We start from the raw sequence: 24326 nt of genomic DNA, 5'->3' as shown, positions 1-24326 counted from the left end.
TTGCCAGATTAGGGAATTGAACTGTTGCCCGGTGAGCGACGCGCCACCGGGCAACAGAAAGGTTAGAAATCGCCTTGCTGACGAGCCACCAGCGTCAGGATCGAATAGAGCGCAACCGGCTGCTGATGCTGGTTAAACACGTCCACCGCCCATTCCACCACGCCGGTTGGTTTATCGTCTGCCGTTTTCTGGCGCTTAACGGTTTTACGCTTCACGGTTAAGCGCACCTGGAGGGTATCGCCCGGTTTCACCGGTTCGATAAAGCGCAGGTTTTCCATGCCGTAGTTGGCGATAACCGGGCCGACGCCCGCATCGACAAACAGACCTGCGGCAGCAGAAATGACGAAATAACCGTGCACCACGCGTTCGCCAAACATGGATTCTGCGGCGCCGATTTTGTCCATATGCGCGTAGAAATGATCGCCGCTCAGGCAGGCAAAATTGACGATATCCGTTTCGGTCAGGGTACGGCGCGGGGTCAACAGGCTGTCGCCAGGCTGCAATTCTTCAAAATATTTACGGAACGGATGAACGCGGTCTTCCTGCACCTGCGCGCCGCGAACCCATTGCTGGCTGACGCTCGCCAGCATCGTCGGGCTGCCCTGAACGGCGGTGCGTTGCAGATAGTGCTTCACGGCGCGCAGACCGCCCAGCTCTTCGCCACCGCCCGCGCGGCCTGGGCCGCCGTGCAGCAGCTGCGGCAGTGGGGAACCGTGCCCGGTAGATTCTTTCGACGACTCTTCGTTGAGAATTTGAATACGTCCGTGGGCGCGGGCGGCACCGAGAATAAACTCGCGGGCAATCGCCGGATCCGCCGTGACCAGCGTGCCTGCCAGACTGCCTTGACCGGCGCGGGCCAGCGCCAGACTTTGGGCGCGGGTCTGATACGGCATCAGCGTGGCGACTGGGCCAAAGGCTTCAATGGCGTGAACCGCCGGGCTTTCGTCCGGATGCGGACAGAACAACAGTGTCGGCGGGAAGAACGCGCCTGCCGCCTGCATATCCGCTTTGCCGCCCAGACGCACTTCACAGCCAGCGGCTACCAGCGCATCGACTTTTTCCTGCACGTCGGTGCGCTGATCGGCATTGACCAGCGATCCCATTTTCACACCTTCTACGGCCGGGTCGCCCATTTTAACGCCCTGCAAACGGGCTACCAGCGCGTCACTCACCGCCTGAATCTGCGCCTGTGGCACGATAATGCGGCGAATTGCGGTACATTTTTGTCCCGCTTTGGCGGTCATCTCACGCACCACTTCGCGAATGAATAGCGCGAATTCCGGCTGCTCTGGCGTGACGTCTTCACCCAGCACGCAGCAGTTCAGCGAGTCGGCTTCCATGGTGAACGGAATTGAGTTTTTAACGATGTTCGGATGAATACGCAGCGACTGCCCGGTTTGTGCCGAGCCGGTGAAGGTCACCACGTCCTGGAAATCGAGGTGGTCGAGCAGGTCGCCCGCGCCGCCACAAATCAGGCCGATCGCGCCGTCCGGTACTAAACCGCTATCGACAATGGATTTGACCATCGCCTGCGTCACCTGCGCGCTGGCGGTGGCGGGTTTGATGATGGCGGGCATCCCGGCGAGCCACGTTGGGGCCAGTTTTTCCAGCATTCCCCAACACGGGAAGTTGAACGCGTTAATGTGCACCGCAACGCCTGATTTTGCCGTCAGCACATGGCGAGCGGCGAAACCGCCATTTTTCGACAGCGGAATCAGTTCATCTTCCGGCCATAACACGTCATCAGGCAGTTCGCGTGCGCCGAGTCCCGCGTAGGTAAACAGCGTGCCAATTCCGCCTTCGATATCCACCCAGCTATCAGCCCGGGTTGCTCCGGTTTGTGCGGAAAGGGCATAGAACACCTCTTTTTGCTCCAGCAAATGTTTTGCCACCGCTTTCAGCATGGCGGCACGTTCAACAAACGTCATTTTACTGAGCGCTTCACCACCATTCTCAATGGCGTAACGGCGCGCCTGCGCCAGATCCAGCCCTTCGCTGGTCACTTCCCAAAGTGGTTCGCCGGTAATCGCATGATGGATTGTCCGCGCCCGGCCCCGGCCTGACTGCCAGCTGCCGGATAAGAAACTGGTTAACTGCTGCATTGTGTTTCTCCGTAAATGTTACGTCGTTTCGCCATACATAGTTTGATTATGAATCATAAAAATCAATGCTGATTTTAATAATTTATTAACAATGCGATCTTTGTCTTCATTGTGGTGTTTGTTATTCATTTGTTATTTAACGATATGTTTATTTACTCTGCGATGGGCATCACAGAATACACAAACCATTCTTGGGGTTTTAGTTAACCTTTATGTAACTTCACATAGACAATATGATTCACAAGATGGCTTGTCGTGAATCAAACTGGAATCATAAAGGTGACAATGTGACTGAAGAACAACGCTTTGAAGCGCGCATCGCCGAAGAGACGGCCATTGAGCCGCAGGACTGGATGCCCGAGGCGTACCGCAAAACCCTGATCCGCCAGATTGGGCAACACGCGCACTCTGAGATTGTTGGCATGCTGCCGGAAAGTAACTGGATAACCCGCGCGCCGACGCTGCGCCGCAAAGCCATTCTGCTGGCGAAAGTGCAGGACGAAGCCGGGCACGGCCTTTATCTCTACAGCGCGGCGGAAACCCTCGGCTGCGCCCGCGAAGACATCTATCAGAAGATGCTCGACGGACGAATGAAGTATTCCTCCATCTTTAATTACCCGACGCTGAACTGGGCCGATATCGGCGTGATTGGCTGGCTGGTCGACGGGGCCGCGATCGTCAATCAGGTGGCGCTGTGTCGCACATCTTACGGACCCTATGCCCGTGCAATGGTGAAAATCTGTAAGGAAGAGAGTTTTCATCAGCGTCAAGGATTCGAAGCCTGCATGGCGCTGGCGAACGGCAGCGAAGAGCAGCGCGCGATGTTGCAGGACGCAATCAACCGCTTCTGGTGGCCTGCGCTGATGATGTTCGGACCGAACGATGACAGCTCGCCGAACAGCGCCCAGAGCCTCGCGTGGAAAATCAAACGCTTCGGTAATGATGAACTGCGTCAGCGCTTTGTCGACAACACCGTTCCGCAGGTGGAAATGTTGGGCATGACCGTACCGGACCCGGACCTAAAGCTCGACGAAACCACCGGTGAGTACCGCTTCGGCGCTATCGACTGGAATGAATTTAATGACGTGATTAACGGGCGTGGTATTTGCAACCACGAACGTCTGGCCGCCAAGCGTAAAGCCTGGGAAGAGGGCGCCTGGGTGCGGGAAGCCGCGCTGGCGCATGCCGAAAAACAGCAGGCCCGCAACGTGGCGTAAGGAGAACAATAATGAGCAATGTCTACTGGCCGTTATATGAAGTGTTCGTTCGCAGCAAACAGGGTTTATCGCACCGTCACGTGGGCAGTCTGCACGCCGCCGACGATCGCATGGCGCTGGAAAATGCCCGTGACGCCTACACCCGCCGCAGCGAAGGTTGTTCAATCTGGGTGGTAAAAGCGAGCGAAATCGTGGCCTCACAGCCGGAAGAACGCGGCGAATTTTTCGACCCGGCGGAGAGCAAAATCTATCGCCACCCGACGTTCTACACCCTGCCTGACGGCATCGAGCACATGTGAGGCAGTCATGAAGAATCACGATCCTATCGCGACTTACGCATTGCGTCTCGGCGACAACTGTCTGGTGCTTTCTCAGCGCCTTTCGGCCTGGTGCGGTCACGCCCCGGAGCTGGAAATCGATCTGGCGCTGGCCAATATCGGCCTCGACCTTATGGGGCAGGCGCGCAATTTCCTGACCTACGCTGCTGAACGTCAGGGCGCAGGCGATGAAGACACGCTGGCGTTTGGCCGCGACGAACGCCAGTTCTGCAACATTCTGCTGGTGGAACAGCCGAACGGTAATTTTGCTGACACCCTGGCGCGCCAGCTGTTTATTGATGCCTGGCACGTGGCGTTGTTCAGTCGTCTTACGAGCAGCAAAGACGCTCAGATTGCCGCCATTGCCGCCAAAGCCATCAAAGAAGCGCGTTATCACCTGCGCTTCAGCCGTGGTTGGGTTGAACGTCTGGGCGGCGGGACCGAGCTTTCGAGCGCACGGATGCAGGCCGCTATCGACAATCTGTGGCGCTTTACCGCAGAACTTTTCCAGGTCGATGCACTGGAAGAAGCGCTGATTGCCGAAGGAGTCGCCGTCGATCCACGTGAGCTGAAAGCCGGCTGGCTGGCGGAAATTTCCAGCGTACTGGCCGCCGCAGAACTCAAGGTGCCACCAGAGCCGCCGTACCGCACCGGCGGCAAACAGGGGCTGCACACCGAACATCTGGGGCCGATGCTGGCAGAAATGCAGTATCTGCAGCGTTCGTATCCCGGTCAGCAGTGGTAACGGAGGTCGCTATGCAACGTCTCGCCAGTATTGCTCCCGCTGAAGTCCACGAAATTTGGACGCTGTTAAGTCAGATTTCAGACCCGGAAGTGCCGGTGCTGACTATCACCGATCTCGGGATGGTGCGCAGCGTGACGGCGCAGGGCGACGGCTGGGTGGTGGGCTTTACGCCAACCTATTCTGGCTGCCCGGCAACGGAGCATCTGCTCGGTGAGATCCGCACCGCGATGAGCGCGCATGGCTACACGCCGGTGCATATCGTCCTGCAGCTTGACCCGCCGTGGACCACGGACTGGATGACGCCGGATGCCCGTGAGCGCCTGCGTCAGTACGGCATCAGCCCGCCACAGGCCCATGCCTGCCACGCAGGAATGCCGACGGATGTGGCCTGTCCGCGCTGCGGCAGCACCCACACGTCGATGATCAGTGAATTCGGTTCCACGGCCTGCAAAGCGTTATACCGCTGTGACAGCTGCCGGGAACCCTTTGATTACTTTAAATGTATTTGAGGTTGCCATGACGACGTTTCATTCGCTTACGGTGGCAAAGGTCGAGCCGGAAACCCGCGAGGCGGTGACCATTACGTTCGCCGTACCGCAAACGCTGCAAACCGCCTACGCGTTTCGCCCTGGTCAGCATCTGACCCTGAAGGCAAAACTGGCAGGCGAAGAACTCCGTCGCTGTTATTCGATTTGTCGCCGTGCCGTGCCGGGCGAAATCAGCGTGGCGGTGAAGGCCATCGAAGGCGGGCGCTTCTCACGCTATGCCAGGGATGAAATCAAAGCCGGAATGACCCTCGAGGTGATGATCCCCCAGGGTAATTTCGGCTATCAGCCGCAGCCTGAGCGCAGCGGACACTATCTGGCGATCGCCGCAGGCTCCGGGATAACCCCGATGCTGGCGATTGTGGAAACCACATTACAGGCCGAGCCGGACAGCGCGTTCACCGTAATTTATGGCAACCGCAGCAGCCAGAGCATGATGTTCCGCCAGCAGCTGGCCGACCTGAAAGACACGTACCCGACGCGCCTGCAATTGCTGAGTATTTTCAGTCAGGAAACGCTCGACAGTGCGTTGCTGCATGGCCGTATCGACGGTGAAAAATTGCATGCGCTTTCCCGCTCGCTGCTCAATTTCAGCCAGTTTGATGAGGCCTTCATCTGCGGCCCGGCGGCGATGATGGACGACGCTGAAACTGCGCTTGTAGCGCTTGGGATGCCGCAACATGCGATTCATCTTGAGCGCTTCAATACGCCGGGCAGCACCGTGCGCCACGCATCAAGCGTGCAGGCCGACGGTCAGACAGTCACACTGCGTCAGGATGGTCGTGACCGCGCGATAGTCCTTTCCGCTGATGACGAAAGCATTCTCGACGCCGCCCTGCGCCAGGGCGCGGACTTACCTTACGCCTGCAAAGGCGGGGTGTGTGCCACCTGCAAATGCAAAGTGCTGCGCGGCGAGGTGTCGATGGCAACCAACTACAGCCTCGAGCCGGATGAACTGGCGGCAGGATATGTTCTGAGCTGCCAGTCGCTGCCGCTCACTGCCGACGTGATCGTCGATTTTGATGCGAAGGGGATGGCATGAGCGAATTACTGATTAGCCGCCACGACCGCGTATTGCAGCTGACGCTCAACCGTCCGCAGGCACGCAACGCCCTGAACAACGGGTTATTGACCCAAATTGCCGACGCGCTGGAATCTGCTCAGCAGGACAGCAGCGTAGGCGCGGTCATCATCACCGGCAGCGACCGCGTGTTTGCCGCCGGGGCTGATTTACAGGAGATGGCGGAAAAGGATTTAGCCGCGACCCTGAACGATATTCGGCCACGCATTTGGGCGCGCATCGATGCCTTCAGCAAACCGCTGATTGCCGCCGTGAACGGTTACGCGCTGGGCGCAGGCTGTGAACTGGCGCTGCTGTGTGATGTGGTGGTGGCGGGCGACAACGCCACGTTTGGTCTGCCGGAAATCACTCTTGGCCTGATGCCGGGGGCAGGTGGCACACAGCGTCTGATCCGCTGCGTGGGCAAATCACTGGCAACACAAATGGTGCTTACCGGACGTAGCATTGATGCTCAGTGCGCGCAGCAGGCGGGGCTGGTGAGTGAGATTTACCCCGTTGGCCTGACCACGGAATATGCCATCAGCCTGGCGGCTGTGATGGCGAAACACTCCCCGCTGGCGTTGCAGGCTGCGAAGCAGGCGCTTCGTCAGTCGCAGGAAGTGATGCTCGGTGCCGGACTCGCGCAGGAGCGCCAGCTGTTTACGCTGCTCAGCGCCACCGACGATCGTCGCGAAGGTATCGCTGCGTTTCTTGCCAAACGCCAACCCGAATTCAAAGGACGCTAACGATGGACGCTTTTATTCTCAGTCACGTTGAGCATGGGGTGATGACGCTAACGCTGAATCGTCCGGATCGACTGAACAGCTTTAACGAGGTGATGCACGGGCAGCTCGCCGAGTGCCTGAAGCAGGCCGAACGCGATGAAACGATTCGCTGCCTGGTCATCACCGGTGCCGGACGCGGATTCTGCGCCGGACAGGATCTGAACGACCGCAACGTTGACCCGAGCGGTCCGCCGCCGGATCTCGGTTACTCGGTAGAAACGTTCTGGAACCCGCTGGTTCGCCGTCTGGCAACGCTGCCGAAACCGGTTATCTGTGCGGTAAACGGCGTGGCGGCAGGCGCGGGTGCGACGCTGGCGCTTGGCTGCGACATTGTGATTGCTGCGCGTTCGGCGAATTTCGTGATGGCGTTCAGCAGGCTGGGTCTGATTCCGGACTGTGGCGGCACCTGGGTTTTACCGCGAGTCGCGGGGCGTGCACGGGCCATGGGCCTGGCGCTGCTGGGAGACAAACTCAGCGCCGAACAGGCTCAGCAGTGGGGCATGATCTGGCAAGTGGTGGATGACGCGCAGCTCAGTGACACCGCCAATCAGCTGGCGCACCACTTTGCCACGCAGCCGACATATGGCCTCGGGCTTATCAAACAGGCAATCAACGCGGCGGAAACCAACGGCCTGGACGCACAGCTCGACCTCGAGCGTGACTACCAGCGCATGGCGGGGCGCAGCGCGGATTACCGCGAAGGCGTCAGCGCCTTCCTCGCCAAACGTCAACCACAGTTCAGCGGGAAATGACCATGAGCCAACAGATTCGAACCGTGGCGGTCATTGGCAGCGGCACCATGGGCGCGGGTATTGCGGAAGTGGCGGCGATGGCCGGGCAGCAGGTGCTGTTGTATGACATCTCTGCCGACGCCATGACTCGCGCTATCGATGCGCTGCGTCAGCGTCTGGAATCCCGGGTTGCGCGCGGAAAACTCAGCGCTGAGGACTGCGAGCGTGGTCTGGCGCGCATTGTGCCGGTGACTGACCTCGCCGCCCTCGCTGCTGCCGATTTAGTGATTGAAGCGGCCGCTGAAAATCTCGACGTCAAAAAAGCGCTGTTTTCGCAGCTGGGTGAAATTTGCCCGCCGCAAACGTTGCTGACAAGCAACACTTCATCCATTTCGATTACCGCCATTGCGGCAGGTGTGAAGCACCCGGAGCGCGTGGCGGGGCTGCATTTCTTCAACCCGGCGCCGGTAATGAAACTGGTGGAGGTGGTGAGCGGTGTGGCGACGTCCACTGAAGTGGCTACCCAACTGAGCCAGTGCGTGCTGGCCTGGGGCAAACAGCCGGTGCAGTGCCACTCCACGCCGGGCTTTATCGTCAACCGCGTGGCGCGTCCGTTCTATGCCGAAGCCTGGCGCGCGCTGGAAGAGCAGGTTGCCGCCCCGGAAGCGATTGATACCGCGCTGCGTGAAGCGGGCGGTTTCCCGATGGGGCCGCTGGCGCTGACAGATTTAATTGGTCAGGACGTGAATTTCGCCGTGACCTGTTCGGTGTTTAACGCCTTCTGGCAGGAACGCCGTTTTCTGCCGTCACTGGTGCAGCAGGAGCTGGTGCTGGCGGGACGCTACGGTAAAAAAAGTGGGCAGGGCGTTTACCCCTGGCCGCAAGGGGCCAGCGAGCCTGCGTTTTATCCGGCTGTGCCTGCGCATCGTCAGGCATCCAGTGTGCAAAAAGAACGTGACGTTGTCACTCTTGATGGGGTGCTGCTGATAGAAACTACGGGTGAAACTGCTCAGGCCGCGGCCACACGCACTCACCAGCCGGTGGTGATGATGGACCGCAGCGAAGGCGCGGTGGTGGTGATAGCTGCCGCACCGGGCAACCGGCTGGAGTCGACAGAGAAAGCCATTCACTGGTTGCAGCAGCAGGGCAAAAAAGTGCTGCTGGTCGCCGATTATCCGGGGCTGCTGGTGTGGCGCACCGTGGCGATGCTGGTCAACGAAGCGTTGGACGCGCTGCAAAAAGGCGTCGCCAGCGAAGAGGATATCAATACCGCCATGCGCCTGGGCGTGAATTATCCGCGCGGTCCGCTCCAGTGGGGCGAACAGCTCGGCTGGCAGCGCGTGCTGGCGCTGCTGGAAAACCTGCAACGTCATTACGGCGAAGAACGCTATCGCCCCTGTTCCCTGCTGCGCCAGCGTGCGCTTCTGGAGAGTAGCTATGAGTCATAACGACGCCTGGCATAACGCTCGCGTGATGTATGAACGCGACACCTGCGCCCAGGCGCTGGGGATCGACATTATCGAGATGGGTGAAGGTTTCGCGGTGCTGACCATGACCGTTACCGCCAACATGCTCAACGGCCATCAAACCTGCCACGGCGGACAGCTCTTTTCGCTGGCGGATACCGCATTTGCCTACGCCTGCAATAGCCAGGGGCTGGCGGCAGTAGCATCGGGCTGCAACATCGACTTTCTGCGCCCGGGCTTTGCCGGAGACAAACTCACCGCCACCGCGCGAGTGATGCATCAGGGCAAATTGACCGGCGTGTATGACATTGAAATTGTTAACCAACAACAAAAAGCTGTGGCCCTGTTTCGCGGTAAATCACACCGCATTGGCGGCAGCGTAACGGGAGAAGCCTGATGCGTGATGCATTTATCTGTGACGGAGTGAGAACGCCGGTGGGGCGTTATGGCGGTGGACTGTCCGGTATTCGCGCCGACGATTTAGGCGCGGTGCCGCTGCGGGCGCTGCTCGACAGGCATCCGCAGCTGGATGCTGAACGTATTGACGATGTGATTTTCGGCTGTGCCAACCAGGCGGGGGAAGATAACCGCAACGTGGCACGCATGGCATCGCTACTGGCGGGCCTGCCGCAGACGGTATCCGGCACCACCATCAACCGTTTATGCGGTTCAGGGCTGGATGCGATTGGCTTTGCTGCCCGCGCTATCCGTTCCGGCGATGCGGATTTACTGATTGCAGGCGGCGTGGAATCCATGTCTCGTGCGCCGTTTGTGATGGGCAAAGCCACGACGCCGTTCCAGCGTCAGGCTGAAATGTTCGACACGACAATCGGCTGGCGTTTTGTGAACCCGCTCATGCAGCAGCATTTTGGTACTGACAGCATGCCCGAAACGGCAGAGAATGTAGCTGAATTGTTAAAAATAAGCCGCGCCGATCAGGATGCGTTCGCCTGGCGCAGCCAGCAGCGCACTGCAATTGCCCAGCAAAATGGCATTCTGGCCGAAGAAATTGTGCCGGTGAGCGTGAAGGGCAAAAAGGGTGCGGTGACCGAAGTGACGCAGGATGAGCATCCGCGCGCGGAAACAACGCTCGAACAGCTCGCCGCACTGAAAACGCCGTTCCGCGCGAATGGCGTGATCACCGCCGGTAACGCCTCAGGGGTTAATGACGGGGCGGCGGCGCTGATTATCGCCAGCGCGGAAATGGCCGCACTTCAGGGTTTAACGCCACGCGCGCGCATTGTGGCGATGGCCACCGCTGGCGTCGAGCCGCGTCTGATGGGCCTTGGCCCGGTGCCTGCTACCCGCAAAGTGCTGGAGCGTGCGGGGCTCTGTATCAACGATATGGACGTCATCGAGCTGAATGAGGCGTTCGCCGCCCAGGCGCTCGGTGTCATGAGACAGTTGGGGCTTCCGGACGATGCCCCGCATGTCAATCCCAACGGTGGCGCCATCGCATTAGGCCATCCGTTGGGTATGAGCGGTGCCCGACTGGCGCTGGCCGCCAGCAATGAACTGCACCGTCGCGGAGGGCGTTACGCCCTGTGCACGATGTGTATCGGTGTGGGTCAGGGCATTGCCATGATCCTGGAGCGCGTGTGAGCTGATTAACCTGCGAGTACCCTACAATGACAACGACAAAATTAGAATCGATTGAAACCGCATCCGTTGACGAACTGCAGGCTTTACAGACCCAACGCCTGAAATGGACGCTGAAACATGCATACGACAATGTGCCGATGTACCGCCGTAAATTTGATGCGGCGGGTGTTCACCCTGACGATTTCAAAAGCTTAAGCGATATCCGTAAATTCCCGTGCACCACTAAACAGGATTTACGCGATAACTATCCGTTCGACACATTTGCTGTGCCGATGGAACAGGTGGTGCGTATTCACGCCTCGTCTGGTACCACCGGTAAACCGACGGTCGTCGGTTATACCCAGAACGATATTGATACCTGGGCCAATCTGGTTGCCCGCTCTTTGCGTGCGGCAGGTGGCAGCGCGAAAGACAAAATTCACGTGGCGTATGGCTACGGCCTGTTTACCGGCGGGCTGGGGGCACACTACGGCGCAGAACGTCTGGGCGCGACGGTTATCCCGATGTCCGGCGGTCAAACCGAAAAACAGGCGCAGCTTATCCGTGATTTCAAGCCTGACATGATCATGGTCACGCCGTCCTACTGTCTCAATCTGATTGAAGAACTGGAGCGCCAGATGGGCGGTGATGCCAGCACATGCAGCCTGCGCGTTGGCGTGTTTGGCGCAGAGCCGTGGACCATGGCGATGCGCAAAGAGATTGAACGACGTCTGGGGATTTCCGCGCTGGATATTTACGGCCTGTCCGAAGTCATGGGGCCGGGCGTGGCGATGGAGTGTCTGGAAACCGCCGATGGCCCGACCATCTGGGAAGATCATTTCTACCCGGAAATTGTTAACCCGATCGATGGCACGCCGCTGGACGACGGTCAGCAGGGCGAACTGCTGTTCACCACGCTGACTAAAGAAGCGCTGCCGGTTATTCGCTATCGCACCCGGGACCTGACCCGACTGCTGCCGGGCACCGCGCGTACGATGCGCCGGATGGACCGCATCAGCGGGCGCAGCGACGATATGCTGATCATTCGTGGCGTAAACGTCTTCCCGTCACAGCTGGAAGAGGAAATCGTTAAGTTTGAGCATTTGTCGCCGCACTATCAGCTGGAAGTGAATCGTCGCGGGCATCTGGATTCGCTGTCGATCAAAGTCGAGTTGAAAGAGAGCAGCCTGACGCTGTCGCATGAGCAGCGCTGTCAGGTGTGTCATCAGCTACGCCATCGCATCAAATCGATGGTCGGGATTTCTACCGACGTGACCATCGTCAACTGCGGCACTATTCCGCGCTCCGAAGGCAAAGCGTGTCGCGTGTTTGATCTGCGTACACTGGCGGCGAACGGTTAAGTATTGCGTGCCCGGTGGCGCAAGCTTACCGGGCAACCGTTCTGGTCGGGGTGAGGGTAAAATAATCTGTGCTATGATTCAGCCAGGACAAAAATCACAACAGAATGAATCAGATGAGTAAACTTGATCTCTTTATCCAGCAGGCTGTCGCGGCCGTGCCAGTCAGCGGAACCTCTTTAATCTCCTCCCTTTATGGGGATGCGTTATCCCATCGTGGCGGCGAAATCTGGCTTGGGAGCCTGACGGCGCTGCTGGAAGGCCTTGGTTTTGGCGATCGCTTTGTTCGCACCTCGTTATTCCGACTCAATAAAGAGGGCTGGCTGGACGTTTCGCGTATCGGGCGGCGCAGTTTTTACCGTCTGAGCGACAAAGGGCTGCGTCTGACCCGACGTGCCGAGAGCAAAATTTACCGCGCTGAACCACCCACGTGGGACGGCACCTGGTTGCTGTTGCTGTCGGAGGGGCTGGATAAAAACACGCTCACCGATGTGAAAAAACAGCTGATTTGGCAGGGCTTCGGCACGCTGGCCCCGAGCCTGATGGCGTCGCCGTCGCAAAAACTGGCGGACGTTCAGGCGCTGCTGCATGAGGCGGGTGTGGCGGAAAATGTCATCTGTTTTGAGGCCCGTTCTCCGCTGGCGAGCTCCGTCAGCGCATTACGCGCGCGCGTGGAAGAGTGCTGGCAGCTCACCGAACAAAATCAGATGTATGAAAATTTCATCAATACCTTCAGACCGTTGCTGCCGCTGCTGCGGGATGCCGCCCCTGCTGAGCTGACGCCGGAGCGCTGCTTCGCCATTCAGCTGCTGGCTATTCATCTTTACCGCCGGGTTATCCTCAAGGACCCGCTGCTGCCTGAAGAACTGTTGCCTGCGCACTGGGCCGGACAGGCCGCGCGTCAGCTGTGCATCAATATTTATCAGAGCGTGGCGGCTGGCGCACTGGCGTGGGTGAGCGAGAAGGGTGAAACCTCTGTCGGCCCGTTGCCGCAGCCCGCGTCACCGTTTTATCAACGCTTTGGTGGTCTGAATCTTAAATAAGGAGTGTAACCATGCCGGTTTATCAAATTGATGGCTTAACGCCCGTGGTGCCCGAAGAGAGTTACGTTCATCCCACGGCAGTGTTGATTGGCGACGTTATTCTCGGAAAAGGCGTTTACGTCGGTCCGAATGCCAGCCTTCGCGGCGATTTCGGGCGAATCGTGGTTAAAGACGGGGCCAATATTCAGGATAACTGCGTCATGCACGGCTTCCCGGAGCAGGACACCGTGGTCGAAGAAGACGGGCATATTGGGCACAGTGCGATTCTGCACGGCTGCGTTATCCGCCGTAATGCATTGGTCGGAATGAACGCGGTGATTATGGACGGGGCGGTCATCGGCGAAAACAGTATTGTCGGCGCGGCGGCATTTGTGAAAGCGAAGGCTGAAATGCCTGCAAATTATTTGATTGTTGGTAGTCCGGCAAAGGCTATTCGGGCGCTGAGTACCGATGAAATGGAGTGGAAAAAACGTGGCACCCGGGAATATCAGGTGCTGGTGGAACGCTGCAAACTGACGATGCACCAGGTGGAGCCGCTGCGCGAAGTGGAAGAAGGGCGTCAGCGGTTAGTTTTTGATGAAAATCTGCGCCCGAAATCGGCGAAATAATTCAGAAAACAAAAGCAAATTATCCTCTATCCCTCCCTATATCCCACAGCCGATTATCGCTCATAACGGTACGGACGTAACGGTCCTCGCGTTCTCAGCCTAAGTGTGGCAGGAGTTGCACTGTGGGAGGGACGTCCATCACATCACTACAATGCCTGCTTTGTGGCAGAACGGATATTGCTCGCTCCCACTGTACATAGGATGCATCACCCAGATCTTCCCCCCTGAATTCTGCACGCACTGATAAATGTATTCAAAAATGGATAAATGTAACTATTTGGATATACTTGGAAAACTGGTAGCTTAGATGTGTAAGCTATCATTATTCATGTTACCCAATGGTTTCTTAAGGTTACTGTTCGTAAAAAGCGAGCGGTAGACAGGATGTAAAATAGAGGATCATTGATGAGACTTAAGCTAATAGTTAAAAGCCTTTCCCTGGCAGGGTTACTCACCTCCACGGCACTGACTCCTTTGTTTGCGCAGGAAGCGCCTAAAGAGGCGACCGCCGCGACCAAACAAGCTAATGATGCACTTTATAATCAGCTTCCTTTTTCTGATAACACCGACTTTACCAATGCCCATAAAGGGTTTATCGCCGCTTTACCGACTGATGTCATCAAAGGTGAGCAAGGTAATGTTATCTGGGATCCGCAGAAATACGCCTTTGTTAAAGAAGGCGAAAAATCTCCTGACAGCGTCAACCCGAGCCTGTGGCGCCAGTCTCAGCTGATCAATATCAGTGGTTTGTTTGAAGTAACGGATGGGGTTTATCAGATCCGTAACCTTGATCTCTCAAACATGACCATCATCGAGGGTAAAGAAGGTATTACCGTCGTTGACCCCCTGATTTCAGCCGAAACCGCGAAAGTCGGCCTCGAACTGTATTACAAAAATCGCGGTAAAAAACCGGTTGTTGCCGTGATTTATACCCATAGCCATATCGACCACTACGGCGGGGTTCGCGGTGTTGTCGATGAAGCTGACGTAAAATCCGGTAAGGTGAAGATTTACGCCCCTGCAGGCTTTATGAATGAAGCGGTATCCGAGAATGTCATGGCGGGTAACGCCATGAGCCGCCGTGCCAGCTACATGTACGGTAACCTGCTGAAACCAGACGTAAAAGGTCAGGTTGGTGCGGGTCTTGGTACGACCACTTCTGCAGGGACAGTGACATTAATTGCCCCGACAAATTACATCACCAAAACCGGACAAAAAGAGACGATTGACGGTCTGACCTATGATTTCATGATGGCGCCAGGTTCTGAAGCCCCATCAGAAATGCTGTGGTATATCGAAGAGAAAAAACTCATCGAAGCGGCAGAAGACGTCACCCATACTCTCCATAACACCTACTCGTTGCGCGGCGCGAAAATTCGCGATCCACTGGCATGGTCGAAATACATCAACGATGCCATCAACCTCTGGGGGGATAAAGCCGAAATTATCATGGCGCAGCACCACTGGCCGACCTGGGGTAACGAGAACGTCGTTAAGCTGATGAAGAGCCAGCGTGACCTGTATCGTTATATCAACGACCAGACCTTACGTATGGCGAATACCGGCCTGACGCGTGACGAAATTGCCGCGAACTTTAAACTGCCTGATGGTCTGGCGAAAACCTGGGCCAGCCGGGGTTATTACGGTTCCGTCAGCCATGACGTGAAAGCCACCTATGTGTTCTACCTCGGCTGGTTCGATGGCAACCCGGCAACCCTGGATGAGCTGCCACCAGAAGAAGCGGCGAAGAAATTTGTCGATTACATGGGCGGTGCGGATAACATCCTGAAAAAAGCCAAAGAAGATTATGATCAGGGCAACTTCCGCTGGGTCGCACAGGTTGTCAGCAAAGTTGTCTTTGCCGATCCCAATAACCAGGCGGCACGTAATCTGGAAGCGGATGCGCTTGAACAGATGGGTTATCAGGCTGAATCCGGTCCGTGGCGTAACTTCTACCTGACCGGTGCACAGGAGCTGCGTAATGGCGTGCAGAAACTGCCAACGCCGAATACGGCCAGCCCGGATACGGTGAAAGCAATGACGCCGGAAATGTTCTTCGATTACCTCGGGGTGCATATCAACGGTGAAAAAGCGGCTAATGCCAAAGCGGTATTTAATATCGATTTGGGCAGCGACGGCGGTAAATACAAGCTGGAGCTGGAAAACGGGGTACTGAACCACACCGCAAATGCCGAAGCGAAAGATGCGGACGCGACTATTACACTCAACCGAGACACACTGAATAAAATCATCCTGAAAGAAGAAACCCTGAAACAGGCTGAAGATAACGGTGATGTGAAGGTCACGGGTAATGGTGCGAAGCTGGATGAGATGCTGAGCTATATGGACAAGTTTGAGTTCTGGTTCAACATCGTCACACCATAAAATAATTCCCCTGCGGCGGCCTGCGTTGCAGGGGGTTTTCTCAAGGAAAACAGTTATGCGTTTATTTTCATACTCACTTCTGTCGTCTCTGTTTTGTCTGGCCTCTGCATCTGTTGTTGCCGCAGAAGACCATGCGCCGGATGCAGCCCAGGCGAACAACCCACTGGCGAATATGACTGCATTTAATATGCAGAACTATTACATCGGTGACGTCAGCGGCACAGATAAAGATGCCAACCAGTTCTGGTTTCGTTATGCACAGCCGTTTGCTCTGGGCGACAGTAACTGGTTATTACGTGGTTCACTTCCGGTCAACACTTATCCGACTCCTCCTAATGGTGGACATAAAACCGGTCTGGGTGACCTGAACCTCTTCGCATCATGGCTGATTGATACCGGTAATCCGGCTGTGAGCTTTGGTTTTGGTCCACAAATTACAGCCCCGACTGCAACCGATGATGCGCTGGGAACAGAGAAATGGTCAGCGGGTCTGGTCAACGTGCTGTTTGATGCCAGCTCGAAGAAATTCCAGTACGGCTATCTGGCTTCCTGGCAGCATAGTTTTGCCGGGGAAGATGACCGCAGTGACGTTAATCTCGGCACATTCCAGCCATTCTTGTTTTATCAGTTAGGTGGCGGCACTTACCTGCGTGCAGCACCTATCTGGGTCTATAACTTCCAGAATGACAGTTACAGTGTGCCGATGGGGCTGGGTATTGGTCAGGTGATTAAGCAGCAGAAAACGGTGTATAACTTCTTCATCGAACCACAAGGGTCAGTCGCTGACCACGGGCCAGGACAACCACGCTGGCAAATTTTTGCCGGACTTAATCTGCAATTCCTCAATTAATTTCGCCAGGAGAATGGCAGGGTTTTTACCCTGCGCCTCCTGCATAAAATGTGGAAGCGGAAAAACCCTCTCACCGGGCGGCGAGAGGGGTAATCTTTTATGCAGCAACCAGGCTGTTGATTGCAGCTTTGGCATCAGACTGCGCTTTGGCCGCCACTTCTGGACCGTAAGCCACGCCTTCAGCGAACACGAAGTTCACGTCGGTGATGCCGATGAAGCCCAGGAACAGCTTCATGTACGGAGCCAGCAGGTCGGTTGGGGTATCTTTATGGATACCGCCACGGCTGGAAACGACTACCGCACGTTTACCCGTTACCAGTCCTTCTGGACCGTTTTCAGTGTAACGGAAGGTCACACCGGCACGCGCAACCAGGTCAAAATAGTTTTTCAGCTGAGTTGGGATGTTGAAGTTATACATTGGGGCGGCGATAACAATAACGTCGTGCGCCTGCAGCTCAGCGATAAGCTCATCAGACAGCGCCAGCGCTTCTTGCTGACGTGGAGACAGCGGGGCATCGCCTGGACGCAGCGCGCCAACCAGTTCACCATCCAGCACCGGAATTGGCTGTGCAGCCAGGTCACGAACGGTGATTTGGTCTGCCGGATGTTTTTCAGCCCACTGATCAACAAAATAGTCAGTCAGCTGACCAGACTGAGAGTACCCTGCCAGAATACTGGATTTGAGAACTAAAACTTTGCTCATGGGTGTTTCCTTTTATGAGATTGACGGGCCTGTGCCCAGTTGCTTGATGACATGCTATTCACAATCCTGTCGCAGGGATAGCGCAATATATCGAAGCCTTCGTTCAAATTTATTGATGAAGGAAAGGCCGGCTGCGATGTGGTACTCTAACACTAATGAAAACAGAGACATTTTTCCGGCAGTGCGCTGCCCGCTAACGCTATGACAGAACAACACAAAATGACCTTTTCGCAGCTCCATCAACAGCTCGATGGCCTGATGCTGCGCGATAAAACCCGCTTTGCCCGTCGTCTGCATGGCGTGAAGAAGGTTAAAAATCCTGAATCACAACAGGCCATTATGCAGGAGATGGCGAAAGAGATTTCACATGCAGCGGGTAAAGTCCTGCTGCGTGAAGCGGCGCGCCCGGCGATAACCTACCCGGAAAACCTGCCCGTCAGTCAGAAAAAGCAGGATATCTACAACGCCATCCGCGACCATCAGGTGGTGATTGTGGCGGGGGAAACCGGCTCGGGGAAAACCACCCAGCTGCCGAAAATCTGCATGGAGCTGGGCCGCGGCGTTAAAGGGCTGATTGGTCATACTCAGCCGCGCCGTCTGGCCGCGCGTACCGTTGCCAACCGTATTGCCGAAGAGCTGCAAACGGAGCCGGGTGGTTGCATCGGTTATAAAGTCCGCTTTAGCGATCACGTCAGCGACAACACGATGGTCAAGTTGATGACCGATGGTATTTTGCTGGCAGAAATCCAGCAGGACCGGCTGCTGATGCAATACGACACCATCATTATCGATGAAGCGCACGAACGCAGCCTGAACATCGATTTTCTGCTCGGCTATTTCCGCGAACTGCTGCCTAAGCGTCCGGATCTGAAAATCATCATCACCTCGGCGACCATCGATCCGGAACGTTTCTCAAAACATTTCAATAACGCGCCGATAATCGAAGTTTCTGGCCGTACCTTCCCGGTCGACGTTCGCTATCGTCCGATTGTCGAAGATGCCGACGATACTGAGCGCGATCAGCTACAGGCTATTTTCGATGCGGTTGATGAACTGGGGCAGGAGAGTCCGGGCGATATCCTGATTTTCATGAGCGGCGAGCGCGAAATCCGCGACACCGCTGATGCGCTCAGCAAGCGTGACCTGCGGCATACCGAAATTCTTCCGCTATATGCCCGCTTATCAAACAGCGAGCAAAACCGCGTATTCCAGTCGCACAGTGGACGGCGCATCGTGCTGGCAACCAACGTGGCGGAAACGTCTCTGACCGTGCCGGGGATCAAGTACGTTATTGACCCTGGCACCGCGCGTATCAGCCGCTACAGCTACCGCACTAAAGTGCAGCGCTTGCCGATTGAGCCGGTTTCTCAGGCGTCGGCGAATCAGCGTAAGGGCCGCTGCGGACGTGTCTCGGAAGGGATCTGTATTCGTCTCTATTCGGAAGACGATTTCCTGTCGCGTCCTGAATTTACCGATCCGGAAATTCTGCGTACCAACCTGGCGTCCGTTATCTTGCAGATGACCGCGCTGGGGCTCGGTGATATTGGTGCATTCCCGTTCGTGGAAGCGCCGGATAAACGCAATATTCAGGACGGCGTACGCCTGCTGGAAGAACTGGGTGCGATAACCACCGACGAACAGCAGACAGTATACAAACTCACGCCAATGGGCCGCCAGTTGTCGCAGCTGCCGGTGGACCCACGCCTGGCGCGCATGGTGCTGGAAGCGCAGAAACACGGCTGTGTGCGTGAGGCGATGATCATCACCTCGGCGCTGTCGATTCAGGATCCACGCGAACGTCCAATGGACAAGCAGCAGGCCTCTGACGAAAAACACCGCCGTTTCCATGATAAAGAGTCCGACTTCCTGGCGTTCGTCAATCTGTGGAATTACCTTGGCGAGCAGCAAAAAGCGCTGTCGTCGAACGCGTTCCGCCGCCTGTGTCGCACCGAATACCTCAACTATCTGCGTGTGCGTGAATGGCAGGATATTTATACCCAGCTGCGTCAGGTGGTGAAAGAGCTTGGCATTCCGGTCAACAGCGAGCCCGCTGAATACCGTGAAATTCACGTTGCCTTGCTGACCGGTCTGCTTTCGCATATCGGGATGAAAGACGCTGATAAACAGGAGTTTACCGGCGCGCGCAATGCCCGCTTCTCCATCTTCCCGGGTTCCGGTTTATTCAAAAAGCCACCGAAATGGACGATGGTCGCCGAGCTGGTTGAAACCAGCCGGCTGTGGGGGCGCATTGCTGCACGTATCGACCCAGAATGGGTCGAGCCTGTCGCCCAGCATTTGATCAGACGTTCGTACAGCGAGCCGCACTGGGAGCGCTCGCAGGGCGCAGTAATGGCCACTGAAAAAGTGACCGTTTACGGCTTGCCGATTGTCGCCGCCCGCAAGGTCAACTACAGCCAGATTGACCCGACGCTGTGCCGCGAGCTGTTTATTCGCCATGCGATGGTGGAGGGCGACTGGCAAACGCGTCACGCCTTCTTCCGCGATAATTTGAAACTGCGCAACGAAATTGAAGAACTTGAGCACAAATCCCGTCGCCGCGACATTCTGGTAGACGATGAATCACTGTTCGAGTTTTACGACCAGCGCATCAGCCACGACGTGATTTCCGCTCGCCATTTCGATAACTGGTGGAAAACCGCCAGTCGCGAAACGCCTGATTTGCTCAACTTTGAAAAAAGTATGCTGATTAAGGAAGGGGCCGATGATGTCAGCAAACTCGACTATCCGAACTTCTGGCATCAGGGCAATCTTAAGCTGCGCCTGAGTTACCAGTTTGAACCGGGCGCTGACGCCGACGGCGTGACGGTGCATATTCCGTTGCCGTTGCTCAACCAGGTCGAAGAATCCGGATTTGAGTGGCAAATACCTGGCCTGCGTCGCGAGCTGTTAATCGCACTGATTAAATCGCTGCCGAAACCGGTGCGCCGCAACTTTGTGCCAGCGCCGAACTACGCCGAAGCGCTATTAGGCCGCATGACGCCGCTGGAGCTGCCGCTGCTGGATTCGATGGAGCGCGAGCTACGCCGGATGAGCGGGGTGACGATTGACCGCGACGACTGGCACTGGGATCAGGTGCCCGATCACCTTAAAATGACCTTCCGCGTCATTGATGACAAAAACAAGAAGCTTCAGGAAGGTCGTGACCTGACGGCGCTGAAAGACACGTTGAAAGGCAAAGTTCAGGAAACGTTGTCTGCGGTGGCGGACGACGGTATCGAGCAGAGCGGGTTGCATCTCTGGAGTTTTGGATCGCTGCCTGAAAGCTATGAGCAGAAGCGCGGCAATTACAAAATGAAAGCCTGGCCTGCGCTGGTGGACGAGCGCGACAGCGTGGCCATCAAACTGTTTGATAATCCGCTGGAGCAGCAGCAGGCGATGTGGCGTGGTCTGCGTCGTTTATTGCTGCTGAATATTCCGTCGCCGATCAAATATCTGCATGAAAAGCTGCCGAACAAAGCCAAGCTGGGCCTGTACTTTAACCCGTATGGCAAAGTGCTGGATTTGATTGACGACTGCATTTCCTGCGGCGTCGACAAGCTTATCCACGAGGCCGGTGGCCCGGTGTGGACTGAAGAAACCTACGCGGCGTTGCATGAGAAAGTCCGCGCGGAGCTGAACGATACGGTGGTGGAGATTGCCAAACAGGTCGAGCAGATCCTGACGGCGGTATTCAATATCAACAAACGCCTGAAAGGCCGAGTAGATATGACGATGGCGCTGGGCCTGTCTGACGTGAAAGCGCAGATGGCCGGGCTGGTGTATCGCGGTTTTGTCACCGGCAATGGCTTTAAGCGTCTCGGCGATACGCTGCGTTATCTCAACGCGATTGAGAAACGACTGGAAAAATTAGCCATTGATCCGCATCGGGATCGCGCGCAGATGCTGAAAGTCGAAAGCGTGCAGCAGGCATGGCAGCAGTGGCTTAACAAACTGCCGTCATCACGTCGTAATGACGACGACGTGCTGGAAATTCGCTGGATGATTGAGGAACTGCGGGTGAGCTATTTCGCCCAGCAGTTGGGCACGCCGTATCCGATTTCTGACAAACGGATATTGCAAGCGATGGAGCAGATTACGTCTTAGTCCTCTGCAGCCTGATGCCCGGTAAGCGAAGCGCTACCGGGCATCAAACTCTCAATTCTTCACCCACGCCAGCGTAAAACCATCCCAGCCTTTCAGGCCCACGGTTTGCAGCGCCGTGCAGGTCAAACGCGGGTTGTTCCCCATCACAGGGTAAAAGGGCAATAACTCGCTTTCGGAGTGATCTCCTGTCATCCTCCGCGCAGGACGTTACCCTGAGGTACGACTCACGAAAGTAGGGAGTATTATGCTGACCACCTTTCCACATCTGAACGAAACGACTTTGCAAGCCGCCAACCGCACAGGCGAATGGCTGGCGCAGAATGATTTTCCCACGCCACCGGTCAATGTTGACGTCGATCTGGTGGTGCTGGCGGGCAATGCGGTGATGCCGACCATTGACGCCGCCTGCCGTCTGGCGGCAGAAAACCGCACGTTGTTGATAAGCGGAGGCATCGGCCATTCCACCACTTTCTTGTATGCCGCCGTGGCCCGTCACCCGCGTTACAACGCTCTGCGCACCACCGGATGTGCCGAAGCGACAATTCTCGCGGAAATTGCGCATCAGTACTGGAATATTCCACAGGAGCGCATTGTGGTGGAATCGCGCTCCACTAACTGCGGGGAGAATGCCCGTTTCACGCGTGACATAATGGAAGAGCGTGGGATCCGCTGTCATTCCGGGATTGTGGTGCAGGACCCGACCATGCAGCGCCGCACCATGGCGACGTTCGCACACATCTGGCAGGACGATGCGAATGCCCCACAGTGGCGCAGCTATCCGGGCTATTTACCGGTGCTGCGTAACGGGAATCATGGCCTGACCTTCGCCGAAGAAGCGCATAACGTCTGGCCGGTTGAACGTTATCTCTCCTTATTACTGGGCGAACTGCCGCGTATTCAGGATGATGAAAATGGCTATGGGCCGCGCGGGAAAGGTTTTATCGCGCACGTCGATATGCCTGACGACGTGCTAGACGCATGGCGCGTTCTGCGTGAAGACGCGCTGCTTCACGAGGCGTTGTCGAGTCGTTCCCTGCTGTAATGCCCCCCCGTTAATGCCCGTTTGCGACAAAAATATCCGCAAACGGGCATTTGTTGTTATCGAGTTGTTGACGCTGAATCGCGTTCACTGATTTACTTTTATGAGATGTCTCACAAAAACAGGATCATAGGGTTGGGATTTGTGCCGTGAATTCTCGATATTTAACAATATATTCACTTGTTAAAAACGATGCATTCACAGGAGCAGCACATGACAGCACCCGTACAACACCCTATGTATATCGACGGTCAGTTTGTGTCCTGGCAGGGTGACGCCTGGATTGACGTGGTCAATCCCTCAACCGAGGCGCTGATTTCGCGCATTCCTGACGGTTCCGCCAAAGAGGCGCAGCAGGCCATCGACGCCGCCGAACGAGCGCAGCCTGCCTGGGAAGCGCTCCCGGCCATTCAGCGTGCGGGCTGGCTGCGTAAAATTGCGGCGGGCATTCGCGAACATGCCGAAGAAATCAGCGCGCTGATTGTTGCGGAAGGCGGCAAAATTCAGCAGTTGGCGGATGTCGAAGTGGCATTCACCGCTGACTATCTCGAGTACATGTCTGAGTGGGCGCGCCGTTACGAAGGTGAAATTCTGCAAAGCGACCGTCCGGGCGAAAACATCTTCGTGTTCAAACGCGCGCTGGGCGTCACCACCGGCATTCTGCCGTGGAACTTCCCGTTCTTCCTGATTGCCCGCAAGCTGGCTCCGGCGCTGATCACCGGCAACACCATCGTTATCAAGCCGAGCGAATTTACCCCGAACAACGCCATTGCGTTCGCAAAAATTGTCCATGATATTGGCCTGCCAAAAGGCGTCTTTAACCTGGTTCTGGGCCGCGGCGAAACCGTCGGTCAGGAGCTGGCGGGCAATCCGAAAGTGGCGATGGTTAGCATGACTGGCAGCGTCGGCGCGGGCGAAAAAATCATGACCGCCGCGGCGAAAAATATCACCAAAGTGTGCCTGGAACTGGGCGGTAAAGCTCCGGCGATTGTGCTGGACGATGCCGATATGGAGCTGGCGGTGAAAGCGATTGTCGATTCCCGCGTCATTAATACCGGGCAGGTCTGTAACTGTGCCGAGCGTGTGTACGTGCAGAAAGGCATTTACGACCGTTTCGTTAACCGTCTGGGCGAAGCGATGAAAGCAGTGCAGTTTGGCGACCCGGCACAGCGCACTGATATCGCGATGGGGCCGCTTATCAACGCAGCTGCGCTGGAACGCGTGGAGCAGAAAGTGGCGAAAGCGGTTGAGCAGGGCGCGAAAGTGGCAATCGGCGGCAAAGCGGTAGAAGGCAAAGGGTATTTCTACCCGCCGACGCTGCTGCTCGACGTGCGTCAGGACATGACCATCATGCATGAAGAGACCTTCGGTCCGGTGCTGCCAGTGGTGGCGTTCGATACGCTGGAAGATGCACTGAAGATGGCCAACGACAGTGAATACGGTCTGACGTCATCGGTCTACACCCAGGATTTAAACAAAGCGATGAAAGCGATAAAGGGGCTTAAATTCGGCGAAACTTACATCAACCGCGAAAACTTTGAAGCGATGCAGGGCTTCCACGCGGGCTGGCGTAAATCCGGGATTGGCGGCGCAGACGGGCGTCATGGGCTGGAAGAATATCTGCAAACTCAGGTGGTATATCTGCAATCGTAATTGCGAATGCGAGAAAATGGGGGTGACCATAGAT

20 protein-coding genes and 1 pseudogene are annotated in these 24326 nt (G+C 56.4%); 18 read left to right on the top strand and 3 right to left on the bottom strand.

Features of this window, described 5'->3' with window-relative positions:
• Positions 1–62 precede the first annotated feature (62 nt).
• Positions 63–2102 carry a phenylacetic acid degradation bifunctional protein PaaZ gene (paaZ, locus tag MUU47_RS05470; RefSeq protein WP_258987171.1) on the bottom strand — a complete coding sequence of 680 codons (2040 nt, stop codon included), beginning with the start codon at positions 2100–2102 and terminating at the stop codon, positions 63–65.
• Between the two features lie 287 nt (positions 2103–2389).
• Between paaZ and paaA the strand changes: the two genes are divergently transcribed.
• From paaA to MUU47_RS05395, 15 genes are all read left to right on the top strand, one after another.
• A complete protein-coding gene (gene paaA / locus MUU47_RS05465) occupies positions 2390–3319 on the top strand; it encodes a 1,2-phenylacetyl-CoA epoxidase subunit PaaA (protein ID WP_258987169.1) in 930 nt (309 codons plus the stop codon).
• 11 nt (positions 3320–3330) lie between these two features.
• The gene (paaB, locus tag MUU47_RS05460) at positions 3331–3618 is read left to right on the top strand and encodes a 1,2-phenylacetyl-CoA epoxidase subunit PaaB (RefSeq protein ID WP_097161024.1); all 288 of its coding nucleotides are present in this window, start codon (positions 3331–3333) and stop codon (positions 3616–3618) included.
• A 7-nt stretch (positions 3619–3625) separates the two neighbouring features.
• Positions 3626–4381, top strand: coding sequence for a 1,2-phenylacetyl-CoA epoxidase subunit PaaC (gene paaC, locus MUU47_RS05455; protein WP_258987168.1), 756 nt, complete (start codon positions 3626–3628; stop codon positions 4379–4381).
• Between the two features lie 11 nt (positions 4382–4392).
• Positions 4393–4890, top strand: a complete 498-nt coding sequence (gene paaD / locus MUU47_RS05450) for a 1,2-phenylacetyl-CoA epoxidase subunit PaaD (protein ID WP_258987166.1) — start codon at positions 4393–4395, stop codon at positions 4888–4890.
• A 7-nt stretch (positions 4891–4897) separates the two neighbouring features.
• The gene (gene paaE, locus MUU47_RS05445) at positions 4898–5968 is read left to right on the top strand and encodes a 1,2-phenylacetyl-CoA epoxidase subunit PaaE (RefSeq protein ID WP_258987165.1); all 1071 of its coding nucleotides are present in this window, start codon (positions 4898–4900) and stop codon (positions 5966–5968) included.
• The gene (gene paaF / locus MUU47_RS05440) at positions 5965–6732 is read left to right on the top strand and encodes a 2,3-dehydroadipyl-CoA hydratase PaaF (protein WP_258987162.1); all 768 of its coding nucleotides are present in this window, start codon (positions 5965–5967) and stop codon (positions 6730–6732) included. The genes paaE and paaF overlap by 4 nt, the downstream gene beginning before the upstream one ends.
• A gap of 2 nt (positions 6733–6734) precedes the next feature.
• The gene (gene paaG / locus MUU47_RS05435) at positions 6735–7523 is read left to right on the top strand and encodes a 2-(1,2-epoxy-1,2-dihydrophenyl)acetyl-CoA isomerase PaaG (protein WP_258987161.1); all 789 of its coding nucleotides are present in this window, start codon (positions 6735–6737) and stop codon (positions 7521–7523) included.
• Positions 7524–7525: 2 nt separating this feature from the next.
• Positions 7526–8950, top strand: coding sequence for a 3-hydroxyacyl-CoA dehydrogenase PaaH (gene paaH / locus MUU47_RS05430; RefSeq protein ID WP_258987160.1), 1425 nt, complete (start codon positions 7526–7528; stop codon positions 8948–8950).
• Positions 8940–9365: a hydroxyphenylacetyl-CoA thioesterase PaaI gene (gene paaI / locus MUU47_RS05425; RefSeq protein WP_125355051.1), complete on the top strand. Its 426-nt coding sequence runs from the start codon at positions 8940–8942 to the stop codon at positions 9363–9365. Before paaH ends, paaI begins: the two co-directional genes overlap by 11 nt.
• Complete coding sequence (gene pcaF / locus MUU47_RS05420) at positions 9365–10570, top strand: 3-oxoadipyl-CoA thiolase (RefSeq protein ID WP_258987158.1); 1206 nt, start codon at positions 9365–9367, stop codon at positions 10568–10570. The genes paaI and pcaF overlap by 1 nt, the downstream gene beginning before the upstream one ends.
• A 26-nt stretch (positions 10571–10596) precedes the next feature.
• Positions 10597–11910, top strand: coding sequence for a phenylacetate--CoA ligase PaaK (paaK, locus tag MUU47_RS05415; protein ID WP_258987157.1), 1314 nt, complete (start codon positions 10597–10599; stop codon positions 11908–11910).
• A 104-nt stretch (positions 11911–12014) separates the two neighbouring features.
• Complete coding sequence (gene paaX / locus MUU47_RS05410) at positions 12015–12950, top strand: phenylacetic acid degradation operon negative regulatory protein PaaX (protein WP_258987156.1); 936 nt, start codon at positions 12015–12017, stop codon at positions 12948–12950.
• Positions 12951–12961: 11 nt separating this feature from the next.
• Entirely contained in the window at positions 12962–13558 is a 597-nt protein-coding gene (paaY, locus tag MUU47_RS05405; RefSeq protein WP_258987155.1) for a phenylacetic acid degradation protein PaaY, read from the top strand.
• A 405-nt stretch (positions 13559–13963) separates the two neighbouring features.
• Positions 13964–15943 carry an alkyl/aryl-sulfatase gene (locus MUU47_RS05400; RefSeq protein ID WP_258987153.1) on the top strand — a complete coding sequence of 660 codons (1980 nt, stop codon included), beginning with the start codon at positions 13964–13966 and terminating at the stop codon, positions 15941–15943.
• A 55-nt stretch (positions 15944–15998) separates the two neighbouring features.
• Positions 15999–16793: a hypothetical protein gene (locus tag MUU47_RS05395; protein WP_258987151.1), complete on the top strand. Its 795-nt coding sequence runs from the start codon at positions 15999–16001 to the stop codon at positions 16791–16793.
• 97 nt (positions 16794–16890) lie between these two features.
• Here the strand turns inward: MUU47_RS05395 and azoR are convergent, their stop codons facing one another.
• Positions 16891–17496, bottom strand: a complete 606-nt coding sequence (gene azoR, locus MUU47_RS05390) for an FMN-dependent NADH-azoreductase (protein ID WP_159758978.1) — start codon at positions 17494–17496, stop codon at positions 16891–16893.
• Positions 17497–17697: 201 nt separating this feature from the next.
• On the opposite strand from azoR, the gene hrpA reads away from it, so the two are divergent.
• A complete protein-coding gene (gene hrpA / locus MUU47_RS05385) occupies positions 17698–21600 on the top strand; it encodes an ATP-dependent RNA helicase HrpA (RefSeq protein ID WP_258987150.1) in 3903 nt (1300 codons plus the stop codon).
• 51 nt (positions 21601–21651) lie between these two features.
• Here hrpA and MUU47_RS05380 read toward each other — a convergent pair.
• Positions 21652–21744: pseudogene (locus tag MUU47_RS05380) on the bottom strand (methyltransferase); the annotation flags it as partial.
• Positions 21745–21844: 100 nt separating this feature from the next.
• On the opposite strand from MUU47_RS05380, the gene MUU47_RS05375 reads away from it, so the two are divergent.
• Positions 21845–22642 carry a YdcF family protein gene (locus tag MUU47_RS05375; RefSeq protein WP_309578256.1) on the top strand — a complete coding sequence of 266 codons (798 nt, stop codon included), beginning with the start codon at positions 21845–21847 and terminating at the stop codon, positions 22640–22642.
• 210 nt (positions 22643–22852) lie between these two features.
• Positions 22853–24292 carry an aldehyde dehydrogenase gene (gene aldA / locus MUU47_RS05370; protein ID WP_258987149.1) on the top strand — a complete coding sequence of 480 codons (1440 nt, stop codon included), beginning with the start codon at positions 22853–22855 and terminating at the stop codon, positions 24290–24292.
• The last annotated feature ends 34 nt before the right edge of the window (positions 24293–24326 follow it).

Source organism: Scandinavium hiltneri, assembly GCF_024764835.1.
In the GTDB taxonomy this organism is placed as follows: domain Bacteria; phylum Pseudomonadota; class Gammaproteobacteria; order Enterobacterales; family Enterobacteriaceae; genus Scandinavium; species Scandinavium hiltneri.
Note: the sequence above shows the minus strand (reverse complement) of the source record. Positions and strands in the feature narration are given on the sequence as shown.

Coding starts and splice junctions, on each gene's coding strand:
- MUU47_RS05400 (WP_258987153.1), top strand. CDS start 13,964: ATGAGACTTAAGCTAATAGTTAAAAGCCTTTCCCTGGCAGGGTTACTC.
- paaC (WP_258987168.1), top strand. CDS start 3,626: ATGAAGAATCACGATCCTATCGCGACTTACGCATTGCGTCTCGGCGAC.
- pcaF (WP_258987158.1), top strand. CDS start 9,365: ATGCGTGATGCATTTATCTGTGACGGAGTGAGAACGCCGGTGGGGCGT.
- MUU47_RS05395 (WP_258987151.1), top strand. CDS start 15,999: ATGCGTTTATTTTCATACTCACTTCTGTCGTCTCTGTTTTGTCTGGCC.
- aldA (WP_258987149.1), top strand. CDS start 22,853: ATGACAGCACCCGTACAACACCCTATGTATATCGACGGTCAGTTTGTG.
- paaB (WP_097161024.1), top strand. CDS start 3,331: ATGAGCAATGTCTACTGGCCGTTATATGAAGTGTTCGTTCGCAGCAAA.
- paaG (WP_258987161.1), top strand. CDS start 6,735: ATGGACGCTTTTATTCTCAGTCACGTTGAGCATGGGGTGATGACGCTA.
- paaF (WP_258987162.1), top strand. CDS start 5,965: ATGAGCGAATTACTGATTAGCCGCCACGACCGCGTATTGCAGCTGACG.
- paaH (WP_258987160.1), top strand. CDS start 7,526: ATGAGCCAACAGATTCGAACCGTGGCGGTCATTGGCAGCGGCACCATG.
- paaD (WP_258987166.1), top strand. CDS start 4,393: ATGCAACGTCTCGCCAGTATTGCTCCCGCTGAAGTCCACGAAATTTGG.
- MUU47_RS05375 (WP_309578256.1), top strand. CDS start 21,845: ATGCTGACCACCTTTCCACATCTGAACGAAACGACTTTGCAAGCCGCC.
- hrpA (WP_258987150.1), top strand. CDS start 17,698: ATGACAGAACAACACAAAATGACCTTTTCGCAGCTCCATCAACAGCTC.
- azoR (WP_159758978.1), bottom strand. CDS start 17,496: ATGAGCAAAGTTTTAGTTCTCAAATCCAGTATTCTGGCAGGGTACTCT.
- paaI (WP_125355051.1), top strand. CDS start 8,940: ATGAGTCATAACGACGCCTGGCATAACGCTCGCGTGATGTATGAACGC.
- paaX (WP_258987156.1), top strand. CDS start 12,015: ATGAATCAGATGAGTAAACTTGATCTCTTTATCCAGCAGGCTGTCGCG.
- paaK (WP_258987157.1), top strand. CDS start 10,597: ATGACAACGACAAAATTAGAATCGATTGAAACCGCATCCGTTGACGAA.
- paaE (WP_258987165.1), top strand. CDS start 4,898: ATGACGACGTTTCATTCGCTTACGGTGGCAAAGGTCGAGCCGGAAACC.
- paaY (WP_258987155.1), top strand. CDS start 12,962: ATGCCGGTTTATCAAATTGATGGCTTAACGCCCGTGGTGCCCGAAGAG.
- paaZ (WP_258987171.1), bottom strand. CDS start 2,102: ATGCAGCAGTTAACCAGTTTCTTATCCGGCAGCTGGCAGTCAGGCCGG.